13 protein-coding genes are annotated in these 12188 nt (G+C 60.9%); 11 read left to right on the forward strand and 2 right to left on the reverse strand.

Going from position 1 to position 12188, the window contains the following annotated elements; genetic code table 11:
- Positions 1 to 92 precede the first annotated feature (92 nt).
- The gene (proB, locus tag K5Y35_RS11740) at positions 93 to 1211 is read left to right on the forward strand and encodes a glutamate 5-kinase (RefSeq protein WP_027612826.1); all 1119 of its coding nucleotides are present in this window, start codon (positions 93 to 95) and stop codon (positions 1209 to 1211) included.
- A gap of 10 nt (positions 1212 to 1221) precedes the next feature.
- Positions 1222 to 1689 carry a CreA family protein gene (locus tag K5Y35_RS11745; RefSeq protein WP_123464013.1) on the forward strand — a complete coding sequence of 156 codons (468 nt, stop codon included), beginning with the start codon at positions 1222 to 1224 and terminating at the stop codon, positions 1687 to 1689.
- A 179-nt stretch (positions 1690 to 1868) separates the two neighbouring features.
- Here K5Y35_RS11745 and rpsT read toward each other — a convergent pair whose 3' ends face one another.
- Complete coding sequence (gene rpsT / locus K5Y35_RS11750) at positions 1869 to 2141, reverse strand: 30S ribosomal protein S20 (RefSeq protein WP_003228351.1); 273 nt, start codon at positions 2139 to 2141, stop codon at positions 1869 to 1871.
- A gap of 252 nt (positions 2142 to 2393) precedes the next feature.
- Here rpsT and murJ point away from each other — a divergent pair, with 252 nt between their 5' ends.
- The 6 genes from murJ (at position 2394) to ispH (ending at position 9900) form a co-directional block, all read left to right on the forward strand.
- Entirely contained in the window at positions 2394 to 3932 is a 1539-nt protein-coding gene (gene murJ / locus K5Y35_RS11755; protein WP_222834267.1) for a murein biosynthesis integral membrane protein MurJ, read from the forward strand.
- Between the two features lie 129 nt (positions 3933 to 4061).
- Positions 4062 to 5000: a bifunctional riboflavin kinase/FAD synthetase gene (gene ribF / locus K5Y35_RS11760; RefSeq protein WP_064589256.1), complete on the forward strand. Its 939-nt coding sequence runs from the start codon at positions 4062 to 4064 to the stop codon at positions 4998 to 5000.
- 13 nt (positions 5001 to 5013) lie between these two features.
- A complete protein-coding gene (gene ileS, locus K5Y35_RS11765; RefSeq protein ID WP_123464017.1) occupies positions 5014 to 7845 on the forward strand; it encodes an isoleucine--tRNA ligase in 2832 nt (943 codons plus the stop codon).
- Entirely contained in the window at positions 7838 to 8350 is a 513-nt protein-coding gene (lspA, locus tag K5Y35_RS11770; protein WP_222834268.1) for a signal peptidase II, read from the forward strand. Before ileS ends, lspA begins: the two co-directional genes overlap by 8 nt.
- Positions 8343 to 8795 carry an FKBP-type peptidyl-prolyl cis-trans isomerase gene (gene fkpB / locus K5Y35_RS11775; protein WP_123464019.1) on the forward strand — a complete coding sequence of 151 codons (453 nt, stop codon included), beginning with the start codon at positions 8343 to 8345 and terminating at the stop codon, positions 8793 to 8795. Before lspA ends, fkpB begins: the two co-directional genes overlap by 8 nt.
- 160 nt (positions 8796 to 8955) lie before the next feature.
- Complete coding sequence (gene ispH, locus K5Y35_RS11780; RefSeq protein ID WP_222834269.1) at positions 8956 to 9900, forward strand: 4-hydroxy-3-methylbut-2-enyl diphosphate reductase; 945 nt, start codon at positions 8956 to 8958, stop codon at positions 9898 to 9900.
- Here the strand turns inward: ispH and K5Y35_RS11785 are convergent.
- Entirely contained in the window at positions 9857 to 10426 is a 570-nt protein-coding gene (locus K5Y35_RS11785; protein ID WP_222834270.1) for a GspH/FimT family protein, read from the reverse strand. The two genes, ispH and K5Y35_RS11785, sit on opposite strands and share 44 nt — an antisense overlap.
- Positions 10427 to 10556: 130 nt before the next feature.
- Here K5Y35_RS11785 and K5Y35_RS11790 point away from each other — a divergent pair, with 130 nt between their 5' ends.
- The 3 genes from K5Y35_RS11790 to K5Y35_RS11800 are packed head-to-tail and all read left to right on the forward strand — an operon-like array spanning position 10557 to position 12186.
- Positions 10557 to 11030, forward strand: coding sequence for a GspH/FimT family pseudopilin (locus K5Y35_RS11790; protein ID WP_128616071.1), 474 nt, complete (start codon positions 10557 to 10559; stop codon positions 11028 to 11030).
- Entirely contained in the window at positions 11027 to 11476 is a 450-nt protein-coding gene (pilV, locus tag K5Y35_RS11795; protein ID WP_123464027.1) for a type IV pilus modification protein PilV, read from the forward strand. Before K5Y35_RS11790 ends, pilV begins: the two co-directional genes overlap by 4 nt.
- Entirely contained in the window at positions 11473 to 12186 is a 714-nt protein-coding gene (locus K5Y35_RS11800; RefSeq protein WP_222834271.1) for a PilW family protein, read from the forward strand. The genes pilV and K5Y35_RS11800 overlap by 4 nt, the downstream gene beginning before the upstream one ends.
- Positions 12187 to 12188: the final 2 nt, after the last annotated feature.

Below are 12188 nucleotides of genomic sequence, written 5' to 3' on the forward strand. Positions count from 1 at the left end.
GTATCTGGAAATCGATCGTTGGTGACCAATAGCCACGATTAACGTCACGGGCAGCGCTGGGTCGCGCTGTCCTCAAGCTAAGGTTGAAGATGATGCGGAGCAAAGTGACAGGTGCGCAGCGTTGGGTCGTGAAGATCGGCAGCGCTTTGCTGACAGCTGATGGCAAAGGGCTGGATCGTGCGGCTATGAGTGTCTGGGTCGAGCAGATGGTGGCCTTGCATGAGGCTGGCGTCGAGTTGGTGCTGGTGTCCTCCGGGGCAGTGGCGGCCGGCATGAGTCGCTTGGGCTGGACCGCACGACCCAGTGCGATGCACGAGCTCCAGGCGGCCGCAGCGATTGGCCAGATGGGCCTGGTGCAGGCCTGGGAATCAAGCTTTGCCGAGCATGGCCGGCATACGGCGCAGATTCTCCTGACCCACGACGACCTGTCCGACCGCAAGCGTTACCTGAATGCCCGCAGCACCTTGCGCGCCCTGGTCGAGCTGAAGGTCATCCCGGTGATCAACGAAAACGACACGGTGGTCACCGACGAAATCCGTTTTGGCGACAACGATACGCTGGCGGCGCTGGTGGCCAACCTGGTCGAGGCGGATCTGCTGGTGATTCTCACTGATCGCGACGGCATGTTCGATGCCGATCCTCGTAACAACCCGGACGCGCAATTGATCTACGAAGCGCGCGCCGATGATCCGACCCTGGATGCAGTGGCGGGCGGTACCGGCGGTGCGCTGGGGCGTGGCGGCATGCAGACCAAGTTGCGCGCGGCGCGGCTGGCGGCGCGTTCCGGTGCGCACACCATCATTGTGGGTGGGCGTCTTGAGCGTGTGCTCGATCGCCTGAAGGCTGGCGAGCGCATTGGTACGCTGCTGTCGCCTGAGCGCGGCATGCTGGCGGCGCGCAAGCAGTGGCTGGCCGGGCATCTGCAAACCCGCGGCACGCTGGTGCTGGACGAGGGCGCGGTGTCGGCGTTGTCGCAAGGCAACAAGAGTCTGTTGCCGGTGGGGGTCAAGCTGGTGCAGGGCAGCTTCCGTCGCGGCGAAATGGTGGTTTGCGTGGCGCCTGACGGTCGTGAGATCGCCCGGGGTCTGGCTAACTACAGTGCTCTGGAAGCGCAAAAAATCATCGGTCAGTCGTCGGATGCGATTGTCGGCGTGCTGGGCTACATGGCTGAGCCGGAGTTGGTTCACCGTGACAACCTGATTCTGGTCTGAGGAAAACGCGATGCGCATGGCAAAAGGATTGTTGGGGCTGTTGATGGCGTTGCCATTGCTGGCCTCGGCCGAGGAAATCGGTCAGGTGTCGACGGTGTTCAAGTTCGTCGGCCCGAATGACCGGATCGTGGTGGAGGCCTTCGATGATCCGAAGGTCGATGGCGTGACGTGCTATCTGTCGCGTGCCAAGACTGGTGGGGTGAAGGGTGGTCTGGGGTTGGCGGAAGATCGCGCCGAAGCGTCGATCGCTTGCCGTCAGGTCGGCCCGATCAAGTTCAAGGGTGATCTGAAGGATGGCGATGAGGTATTCAAGGAGCGCACCTCGCTGGTGTTCAAGACCATGCAGGTGGTGCGTTTCCTCGACAAGAAGCGCAATACGCTGGTGTACCTGGTCTACAGCGATCGCCTGATCGAGGGCAGTCCGCAGAATGCGGTGACGGCCATCCCGATCCTGCCGTGGGTGCCGGTCCAGCAATAACAACGCAAAGCCACTGTAGGAGCGAGCCTGCTCGCGATAGTGGTGTGTCGGTCGAGATCAACTTTGACTGACGCGCCTGTCGCGAGCAGGCTCGCTCCTATATTTTTTCGTGCTGCGTTTATCAAATTGCAGGCAATAAAAAACCGACCCTGAGGTCGGTTTTTTAATGACTACGTCGCTTAGGCAGCTTCTTTCAGTGCCTTGACGTGGCCATTCAGACGGCTCTTATGACGAGCAGCCTTGTTCTTGTGGATGATGCCTTTATCGGCCATGCGGTCGATAACTGGCACAGCCAGAACGTATGCAGCTTGAGCTTTTTCAGCGTCTTTTGCGTCGATGGCTTTAACTACATTCTTGATGTAGGTACGAACCATGGAACGCAGGCTGGCGTTGTGGCTGCGACGCTTCTCAGCCTGTTTTGCACGTTTTTTGGCGGAAGGTGAGTTGGCCACCGTCGAGCTCCTCGAAAGACTTTTTAGGAAATAGCAAACAAAATAGGCCGCGAATCATGCCGATGAGTTGGAGTCTTGTCAAGGGCACTTCAATCGTTCCGCTAAGTGGTAGGTATAAAGAGGCGGGATATTTATTTCCGGCGCTTGACCTGTAAACTCGCGAGCTTTGGCTCTGTGCTGTTGCGGCGCGGAGTATCGCACAAGTGGGCGCATTGTTCGCCTGCTGTTTATCGACAGGCACACATTCCCTCAATGAATCTGCTCAAATCGTTGGCCGCCGTCAGCTCTATCACGATGCTTTCCCGGATTCTCGGGTTTGTCCGCGACACCCTCATCGCGCGCACATTCGGCGCCGGGATGGCAACGGACGCCTTCTTTATTGCCTTCAAATTGCCCAATCTGTTGCGGCGTATCTTTGCCGAGGGCGCGTTTTCGCAAGCCTTTGTGCCGATTCTGGCCGAATACAAAAGCCAGAAGGGCGAGGAGGCGACACGCACCTTCATTGCCTACGTGTCAGGTCTGCTGACCCTGGTGCTCGCGCTGGTCACCGCGTTGGGCATGATTGCCGCACCGTGGGTGATCTGGGCCACGGCGCCCGGTTTCACCGATACGCCGGAAAAATTCCAGCTGACCTCCGACCTGTTGCGGGTGACGTTCCCCTATATATTGCTGATCTCCCTGTCGTCGCTGGCCGGGGCGATCCTCAATACCTGGAACCGCTTCTCGGTGCCGGCCTTCGTGCCGACGCTGCTCAACGTCAGCATGATCGTGTTCTCGCTGTTCCTGACGCCGTACTTCGATCCACCGGTCATGGCCCTTGGCTGGGCGGTGCTGGTCGGTGGTCTGGCGCAGTTGCTCTATCAACTGCCGCATCTGAAAAAGATCGGCATGCTGGTGCTGCCGCGCCTGAACCTGCGCGATAGCGGTGTATGGCGGGTGATGAAGCAGATGCTGCCGGCCATCCTCGGCGTGTCGGTCAGCCAGATTTCGCTGATCATCAACACCATTTTTGCCTCGTTTCTGGTGGCCGGTTCGGTGTCGTGGATGTATTACGCCGACCGTTTGATGGAGTTGCCGTCCGGCGTACTCGGCGTGGCACTGGGCACAATCCTGTTGCCGACCCTGGCCAAGACCTACGCCAGCAAGGATCGTCATGAGTATTCGCGGATCCTCGACTGGGGTTTGCGCCTGTGCTTCGTGCTGGTGCTGCCGTGTTCGCTGGCGTTGGGCATTCTTGCCGAACCGTTGACCGTTTCATTGTTCCAGTACGGTCAGTTCAGTGGCTTCGATGCCGAGATGACCCAGCGCGCGCTGATTGCCTATTCTGTCGGTTTGCTGGGGATTATCGTGATCAAGGTGCTGGCGCCGGGCTTTTATGCGCAACAGAACATCCGCACGCCGGTGAAAATCGCAATCTTCACCCTGGTCTGCACGCAGTTGTTCAACCTGATGCTGATCGGTCCGTTGGCCCATGCCGGTCTGGCCTTGGCGATCAGTGCCGGTGCCTGCCTCAACGCCGGGCTGCTGTTCTACCAATTGCGCAAACAACAGATGTATCAGCCGCAGCCGGGCTGGGCCAAATTCGGTTTCAAACTGGTGGTGGCGGTGGCGGTCATGTCGGCGGTGTTGTTGCTCGGCATGCATTTCATGCCCGCCTGGGATCAGGGGCACATGCTTGAGCGCTTCCTGCGTCTGGGCGCTCTGGTGGTTGCGGGCGTGGTGGCGTACTTCGGCATGTTGCTGCTGCTCGGTTTCCGTCTGCGCGACTTCAATCGCAAGGCGTTGAGCTGAGGTTTCATCCTTGAAAGACGGGCGCGGGCCGGCAGTTTTGTCGGCTCGATCACTTTGCGTTACGGTGTCGCCTGTCGTCGGCCGTCGGGTGTGGTTATAATCGACCACTTTATGAGCAAGAAGCGCGTTATGCAGCTGGTTCGAGGCCTCCACAACTTGCGCCCCCAGCATCGGGGCTGCGTCGCCACTATTGGCAACTTTGACGGTGTTCACCGTGGTCATCAGGCTATCCTGGCCCGACTGCGTGAGCGTGCGCTCGAGTTGGGCGTACCCAGCTGCGTGGTGATTTTCGAGCCGCAGCCACGGGAATTTTTCGCTCCCGAGACCGCGCCGGCACGTCTGGCACGCTTGCGCGACAAGCTGCAACTGCTGGCCGCCGAAGGCGTCGACCGGGTCCTGTGCCTGGCGTTCAACCAGCGGTTGAGCAAGCTCAGCGCCAGTGAGTTCGTCGATACCATCCTGGTCGATGGCCTCGGCGTGCAGCATCTGGAAGTCGGCGATGATTTCCGCTTTGGTTGCGACCGCCTCGGCGATTTCGATTTCCTGATGCAGGCCGGACAAGTCCACGGTTTTACCGTGGAAGCCGCGCAAACCGTCGAGCTGGACGGCATTCGCGTCAGCAGCACCCAGGTGCGCAATGCGTTGGCCGCCGCCGACTTTGCCTTGGCCGAACGCTTGCTCGGTCGCCCGTACCGGATCGCCGGTCGCGTGCTGCACGGCCAGAAACTGGCCCGGCAACTGGGTACGCCCACTGCCAACATTCAACTCAAGCGTCGTCGCGTGCCGTTCACCGGGGTTTATCTGGTGGATGTGGACATCGACGGCAAGACCTGGCCCGGCGTCGCCAATATTGGCGTCCGGCCCACGGTGCAAGGTGATGGCAAGGCCCACCTTGAAGTTCATCTATTGGATTTTGCCGGCGATCTGTATGACCGGCGTCTGACGGTGGTTTTCCACCAAAAGCTGCGTGAAGAGCAGCGCTTCGCCTCCCTGGAGGCACTGAAAACGGCGATCAACGCGGATGTCGCCGCCGCCCGTGCACTAGCCGCACCTAGCGCCCATCGCTAATGAAGAGCCTTAAATGACCGACTATAAAGCCACGCTAAACCTTCCGGACACCGCCTTCCCAATGAAGGCCGGCCTGCCACAGCGCGAACCGCAGATCCTGCAGCGCTGGGACAGTATTGGCCTGTACGGAAAGTTGCGCGAGATTGGCAAGGATCGTCCGAAGTTCGTCCTGCACGACGGCCCTCCGTACGCCAACGGCACGATCCACATCGGTCACGCACTGAACAAGATTCTCAAGGACATGATCATCCGCTCGAAGACCCTGTCGGGTTTCGACGCGCCGTATGTTCCGGGTTGGGACTGCCACGGCCTGCCGATCGAGCACAAGGTTGAAGTGACCCACGGCAAGAACCTGGGCGCGGACAAGACCCGCGAGCTGTGCCGTGCCTATGCCACCGAGCAGATCGAAGGGCAGAAGACCGAGTTCATCCGCCTCGGCGTGCTGGGCGACTTCGCCAACCCGTACAAGACCATGGACTTCAAGAACGAGGCCGGTGAAATCCGCGCCCTCGCCGAAATCGTCAAGGGCGGTTTCGTGTTCAAGGGCCTGAAGCCTGTGAACTGGTGCTTCGATTGCGGTTCGGCCCTGGCCGAAGCTGAAGTCGAGTACGAGAACAAGAAGTCCTCGACCATCGACGTGGCCTTCCCGATCGCCGACGAAGCCAGACTGGCCGCCGCGTTCGGTCTGCCGTCGCTGAGCAAGCCTGCCTCGATCGTGATCTGGACCACCACCCCGTGGACCATCCCGGCCAACCAGGCGCTGAACGTACACCCGGAATTCAACTACGCCCTGGTCGATATCGGCGACAAGCTGCTGGTCCTGGCTGAAGAGCTGGTTGAATCCTGCCTGTCCCGTTACGGCGTTGAAGGTACCGTACTGGCCATCGCGCCGGGCTCGGCGCTGGAACTGATCAACTTCCGTCACCCGTTCTACGACCGCCTGTCGCCAGTCTACCTGGCCGACTACGTGGAACTGGGCGCCGGCACCGGTGTGGTTCACTCCGCCCCGGCCTACGGCGTGGACGACTTCGTGACCTGCAAGAAATACGGCATGGTCAACGACGACATCCTCAACCCGGTGCAGAGCAACGGCGTGTACGTGCCGTCGCTGGAGTTCTTCGGCGGCCAGTTCATCTGGAAGGCCAACCCGGCCATCGTCGACAAGCTGACCGAAGTCGGTGCGCTGATGCACACCACCGTCATCGAACACAGCTACATGCACTGCTGGCGCCACAAGACCCCGCTGATCTACCGCGCCACCGCGCAGTGGTTCATCGGCATGGACAAAGAACCGGTCAGCGGCGACACCCTGCGCGTACGCTCGCTCAAAGCCATCGAAGACACCAAGTTCGTTCCGGCCTGGGGCCAGGCGCGCCTGCACTCGATGATCGCCAACCGTCCGGACTGGTGCATCTCCCGTCAGCGCAACTGGGGCGTGCCGATCCCGTTTTTCCTCAACAAGGAAAGCGGCGAGCTGCACCCACGCACCGTCGAACTGATGGAAGAAGTGGCCAAGCGCGTTGAAGTCGAGGGCATCGAAGCCTGGTTCAAGCTCGACGCCGCCGAACTGCTGGGCGACGAAGCGCCGCTGTACGACAAGATCAGCGACACCCTCGACGTCTGGTTCGATTCGGGCACCACCCACTGGCACGTATTGCGCGGTTCGCACCCGATGGGCCACGAGACCGGTCCACGCGCCGACCTCTACCTGGAAGGTTCCGACCAGCACCGCGGCTGGTTCCACTCGTCCTTGCTGACCGGTTGCGCGATCGACAACCACGCGCCATACCGCGAGCTGCTGACCCACGGTTTCACCGTCGACGAGTCCGGCCGCAAGATGTCCAAGTCGCTGGGCAACGTGATCGCGCCGCAGAAAGTCAACGACACCCTGGGCGCCGACATCATGCGTCTGTGGGTCGCGTCGACCGACTACTCCGGCGAAATGGCCGTGTCCGAGCAGATTCTGCAACGCAGTGCGGACGCCTATCGTCGCATCCGTAACACGGCGCGCTTCCTGCTTTCCAACCTGACCGGTTTCAACCCGGCCACCGACCTTCTGCCGGCTGAAGACATGCTGGCGCTGGATCGCTGGGCCGTGGACCGTACCCTGCTGCTGCAACGCGAGTTGCAAGAGCACTACGGCGAATACCGTTTCTGGAACGTCTACTCGAAGATCCACAACTTCTGCGTGCAGGAGCTGGGTGGTTTCTACCTCGACATCATCAAGGATCGCCAGTACACCACCGGCGCCGACAGCAAGGCCCGTCGCTCGTGCCAGACCGCGCTGTTCCACATCTCCGAAGCGCTGGTGCGCTGGATCGCACCGATCCTCGCGTTCACTGCCGACGAGCTGTGGCAGTACCTGCCGGGCGAGCGCAACGAATCCGTCATGCTCAACACCTGGTATGAAGGTCTGACCGAGCTGCCGGAAGGCTTCGAGCTGGGTCGCGCTTACTGGGATCGCATCATGGAAGTGAAGGTTGCGGTCAACAAAGAGATGGAAATCCAGCGTGCGGCCAAAGCCGTCGGTGGCAACCTGCAGGCCGAAGTGACGCTGTTCGCCGAAGACGCGCTGAGCGCCGACCTGGCCAAGCTGAGCAACGAGCTGCGCTTTGTCCTGATCACCTCGACTGCGAGCGTGGCACCTTTCGTTCAGGCACCGGCGGACGCGGTCACCACCGAAGTCAGCGGCCTGAAACTGAAGATCGTCAAATCGGCCTTCGCGAAATGCGCCCGTTGCTGGCACTGCCGCGAAGACGTCGGCGTGAACCCGGAGCATCCGGAAATCTGCGGCCGTTGCGTCGACAACATCAGCGGCGCCGGCGAGGTTCGTCACTATGCCTGATTCCGTTGGCCGTTTCGGACGGTTGAGCTGGCTCTGGTTGAGTTTGCTGGTTCTGGTCATCGACCAGGCCAGCAAGTTCTACTTCGAAAACAAGCTCGAAATGTTCCAGCAGATCGTGATCATTCCCGATTACTTCAGCTGGACCCTGGCCTACAACACCGGTGCGGCGTTCAGCTTCCTGGCTGACAGCTCCGGCTGGCAGCGCTGGCTGTTCGCCCTGATCGCGATTGGGGTCAGTGCAGTGCTGGTGGTCTGGCTCAAACGCCTGGGCCGCAACGATACCTGGCTGGCCGTCGCGCTGGCGCTGGTGCTGGGCGGTGCGCTGGGCAATCTGTATGACCGCATTGCCCTGGGCCATGTGATCGACTTCATTCTGGTGCACTGGCAGAACCGCTGGTACTTCCCGGCATTCAACTTCGCCGACAGCGCGATCACCGTTGGCGCGATAATGCTGGCACTGGACATGTTCAAACCGAAGAAAACCGGAGAAGCCGTTCATGACTGAACAGGTAGTGGCTGAGCAACGCATCGGTCAGAACACGGAAGTCACCTTGCACTTCGCATTGCGCCTGGAGAATGGCGACACGGTCGACAGCACCTTCGACAAAGCCCCGGCGACCTTCAAGGTCGGTGACGGCAATCTGCTGCCGGGTTTCGAAGCCGCACTGTTCGGCTTCAAGGCCGGCGACAAGCGCACGCTGACCGTCGAGCCGGAAAACGCCTTCGGCCAGCCGAACCCGCAAAACGTACAGGTCATCCCGCGTTCGCAGTTTGCCGACATGGAGCTGTCGCCGGGTTTGCTGGTGATCTTCAACGATGCGGCCAATACTGAGCTGCCGGGTGTGGTGAAAGAGTTCGACGACGCGCAAGTGACCGTCGACTTCAACCACCCGCTGTCCGGCAAGACGCTGACCTTTGACGTCGAGATCATCAACGTCAAAGCGATCTGACTGACTCTATGAAGTCAAATGTGGGAGCGAGCTTGCTCGCGAATGCGGTGTGTCAGCCAACAGTAATGTTGCAGGTGATGGCCTCTTCGCGAGCAAGCTCGCTCCCACAATGTTTTCCACCGTTTTCGTTATTTCTTGCGCGCAAGACACGAGGCACAGCATGCAAATCAAACTCGCCAACCCCCGTGGCTTTTGCGCCGGTGTGGACCGGGCGATCGAAATCGTCAACCGCGCCCTGGAAGTCTTCGGGCCACCGATCTACGTACGCCACGAAGTGGTGCACAACAAGTTCGTGGTCGAAGACCTGCGTAATCGTGGCGCAATCTTCGTCGAAGAACTGGATCAGGTGCCGGACGACGTCATCGTGATCTTCAGTGCCCACGGCGTTTCCCAAGCCGTGCGCAACGAAGCCGCCGGTCGTGGTTTGAAGGTGTTCGACGCCACGTGCCCGCTGGTGACTAAGGTGCACATCGAAGTTGCGAAATACAGTCGCGACGGTCGTGAGTGCATCCTGATCGGCCACGCCGGTCACCCGGAGGTCGAAGGCACCATGGGCCAGTACGACGCGAGAAACGGCGGCGCGATCTACCTCGTCGAAGACGAGAAGGATGTGGCTGAACTGCAAGTGCGTAACCCGGAAAAACTCGCGTTCGTGACCCAGACCACGCTGTCGATGGACGACACCAGCCGCGTGATCGACGCACTGCGCAGTCGCTTCCCGTCCATTGGTGGCCCGCGCAAAGACGACATCTGCTACGCCACGCAAAACCGTCAGGACGCGGTCAAGCAACTGGCCGACGAATGCGACGTGGTGTTGGTGGTGGGCAGCCCGAACAGCTCCAACTCCAATCGCCTGCGTGAGCTGGCTGAGCGCATGGCCACGCCGGCCTACCTGATCGACGGCGCCGAGGATCTGCAGAAGAGCTGGTTCGATGGCGTCGAGCGTATCGGCATCACCGCCGGTGCTTCCGCGCCGGAAGTGCTGGTGCGCGGCGTGATCCAGCAATTGCAGGCGTGGGGTGCGACCGGTGCCGATGAGCTGGCCGGGCGTGAAGAGAACATCACCTTCTCGATGCCGAAAGAACTGCGCGTCCGCTCGATTTAACGCTTTGCGCTTTCTCGCACAGCGCCTGCCCGGTTTTCTCCCGGGCCAGGCGCACCCGACCGGTCGCCGCCAGCACCACTTGCAGCTGGCTGACCGGTTCGTGTGCCGAACACAGATGTAACGTCCCTGCCTGAAACGCCCGCCCGGGCATCAGCGGTTGCCCCAGACTGCTGAAGCGCACGTAACGACTGACCGCCCAATTGCCAACAATCGGTATCCGTTGGGCACTCGCCCGCTCCTGTAGCAGTGGGTTGTCGCTGTCCTGCGGCCCCTTGCCACTGATATCCAGAATGATCCGCCAGCCCTGACTCCAGTCGCCGTTGATGCCGTGAATCACCACGCTCTGATTGCGCGTGATGGCCTGTGTTCGGGCATTGCGGATGCCGTCGAGCAAGGACTGCGCAGCCTGGTCGCGATGAGTCGCTTCGGTGAAAGCGGCAAACGCCGGACTGACCAGCGCCAGAACAATTGCGCCAATCGCCAGTCCCATAAGCAATTCAATCAGACTGAAACCCTGTTGCGGCATGACGACTTCCTCCCTGAAGCCTGAGGCCCGGCGCAATCCTTGCGCCGGGCACGGCAAATCAACCGACACAGGCCGGTTGAATGTTCTAGTTTGTAGAGGCAGGTATAGCCGACGGCAACGGAGGGCATGGATGAATCATCGTACAAAAGGTTTCACGCTGCCCGAGTTGCTGGTCGCGATCGCCGTGTTGGTGATTCTCCTCACCCTGGCGGTGCCGGGTTTCACCCGTTCGATCCAGAGCAGCAAGGCCGACACCGAAATGGGCGACCTGCAGCGTGCCCTCAACTACGCGCGACTGGAGGCGATCGACCGCGGCGTGACCACGCGCCTGCGACCGAGCGCCGGTGGCAGCGTGTGGACCGGTGAGTTGTCGGTCTACGACAGTACTGGCAATGCGGCCAATGTATTGCGGGTTGTTCCAGCGATGAGCAGCGGCGCGACTCTGACGCTACCCTCAGGAGTGACTGCACTGGATTTCAACAATCTGGGTGGTCTGGCGGCACCGTCGACGGCGGTGGTCATCAGTTACGTGCTGGGAACGCAAAGCAGGACGCTGAACGTGTGTCTCAACGGACGAATTCAATGGGGTGGAAGTTGCGGATGAGGGCAGGGAGCTTACGGGCACAGGAGGGCATGTCGCTGATCGAGGTGCTGGTTGCGTTGCTGATTCTGACCGTCGGCATATTGGGCGCGGCAGCGGTGCAACTCAATGCGCTGAAGTACACCGACAGTTCACGGATGACCAGTCAGGCCAGCTTCATCGCCTACGACATGATGGACCGCATCCGCGCCAACGCCGCGGCCGATTACACGGGCACGCCGCCGACCTCGGGCAACCTCGGCGTCGCCCGCGATCAGGACCTCTACGACTTCACCACCAACATCATCAATTTCGGCGGGCCGACCGCCACCGGCACGATCACCCTCAATCAGCGGGTGTACACCATCACCATCAACTGGAATGACTCACGGGCCGCGAATGCCACGGGCACCACGCGCAGTTTCGTCCTGACCAGTCGCGCCGCAGTCGACCCGGTGGCCACGCCATGAAGCATCACAGTCGGGGGTTCGGCCTGATTGAAATGCTCATCGCCCTGGCACTCGGGCTGATCGTGGTGTTGGGGGTGGTGCAGACGTTTCTCGCCGCGAAAAACACCTATGTCAGCCAGAACACCGGGGCGGCAATGCAGGAGGACGCACGCTTTGTGCTGAGCAAGATGATCCAGGAGCTGCGCATGGTTGGTATGTTCGGCTGCCTCGGCAGCATTACCGACGCAAGTTCGGCCGGGGATTTCAATGCGGCACAGCTCACCCCGATCAGTTGGGACAACAGCAACCTCAAGCTGACCCTGGTCACCGCCGACGTCGGCGGCAATGGTGGCACGCCGACCTGGACGGTGGTCTCCGATTGCCGCAACAGCGCCACGGCCTATACCGGATTGCGCGCCGCCGCGAGCGGGCAGATCGCCTTTCCGATCCGCCGCTTGATCTACAGCTTCAGCAACAACCAGATCCTCATGGGCACCGGCAGCGGCACGCCGACCCAGCAGGTGCTGGTGAATAACGTCAGTGCCTTTAACGTGACCTTCGGTCTGGCCTCGTCCGCCACCGATGTCGCGGCGTCCTCTTACAGCAGCAACCCCGGCGATCCGGCGCGCATCCGCAGCGTGCGCCTGAGCCTGACCCTCACCGACCCGAACAACCGGGTGGCCAATCAAACCTTCAACGTGGTTGCCGCGTTGCGCAACCGCTTGCAGTGAGG

Source organism: Pseudomonas sp. SC3(2021) (assembly GCF_019856535.1).
Lineage (GTDB): Bacteria > Pseudomonadota > Gammaproteobacteria > Pseudomonadales > Pseudomonadaceae > Aquipseudomonas > Aquipseudomonas monsensis.